1 protein-coding gene is annotated in these 1,246 nt (G+C 50.2%); it reads left to right on the forward strand.

Features of this window, described 5'->3' with window-relative positions; all coding sequences use genetic code 11:
• On the forward strand, positions 1–1,170 hold a 1,170-nt coding region (locus ACOTZP_RS23820; protein WP_044704900.1), incomplete at its 5' end, for a Tn3 family transposase.
• Positions 1,171–1,246 lie beyond the last annotated feature (76 nt).

A 1,246-nucleotide genomic window follows, 5' to 3' on the forward strand; every position in this document is an offset into this window, starting at 1 on the left:
GAATATGACCTGTTGGCAATTCTGGTCGGCAATGCAACCAATCAAGGCATTTACGGCATGGCACAGATCTCTGATCGTACCTATGATCAGCTCAGCACTATCCAGGCGAACTATCTTCGCCTGGAAACATTGAATGCTGCTAACGACAACATCAATAACGCGACAGCCAAGCTACCCATCTTCCGGTACTACAACATCCAGGAAGATGTGATCCACGCCAGTGCCGATGGTCAAAAGTTCGAAGCCCGGCGCGAGACCTTCAAAACCCGTTATTCGTCGAAGTACTTTGGCACTCAAAAAGGTGTTTCTGCCATGACCTTGATCGCCAATCACGCTGCGATCAACGCCAGAGTGATCGGCGCCAACGAACATGAATCGCACTACATCTTTGATTTGTTGATGAGCAATACGTCAGACATCATTCCGGATGTGCTCTCAACCGATACCCATGGGGTGAACCATGTGAACTTCGCGTTACTGGATCTGTTCGGATACCAGTTTGCCCCACGCTATGCCCAGGTTGGCAAAGTGATCAATGACATGTTTGATGTCAAGGAAGACAAAGAACACCGAATTCAGCTGTGCTTAAAAAAGCCAATCAATACCCATCGTATTGCGCAGCACTGGGATACCATCCAACGGATTGCAGTATCACTTAAGCAGCGGAAAACAACGCAAGCCACCTTGGTGAGAAAGCTCTCGGAGTACAAGCGCAATCACCCGCTGCTGGAAGCCCTGACGGAATACAATCGCCTGGTGAAAGCGAATTATCTACTGTGCTACATCGATGATGCCAGTTTAAGAAACTATGTTCAGCGCGCGCTGAACCGGGGAGAGGCCTATCACCAACTGCGTCGGGCCGTGAGCAGCGTCAATGGGGATCAGTTCCGGGGCAGTTCAGACGAAGAAATCCAGCTATGGAATGAGTGCGCTCGCCTGGTCACCAATGCCATCGTTTACTTCAACTCCAGGATACTCAGCCAGCTGTTGACCAGCTTCGAATACCAAGGAGATACCAAGAGAATAGATATCGTCAAACAGGCATCCCCTGTGGCCTGGCACAACATTAACCTCAAGGGGACTTACCACTTCGAATTGAGCGAAAAATTGCCAGATCTGGAGGAGCTTATGCGCTCAATCGAGGGATATTTACCCGTCAGCGAAAAGTAATACCCCTCTGGAGGCCACGGACGGCGCGGCCTCCAGAGCACTTTGTCGTTTTTGGACGGAAAATCCCTAGAACCCC

Origin of the sequence: Enterobacter cloacae complex sp. SYL001, assembly GCF_049237025.1 — a bacterium.
GTDB classification, from domain to species: domain Bacteria; phylum Pseudomonadota; class Gammaproteobacteria; order Enterobacterales; family Enterobacteriaceae; genus Enterobacter; species Enterobacter intestinihominis.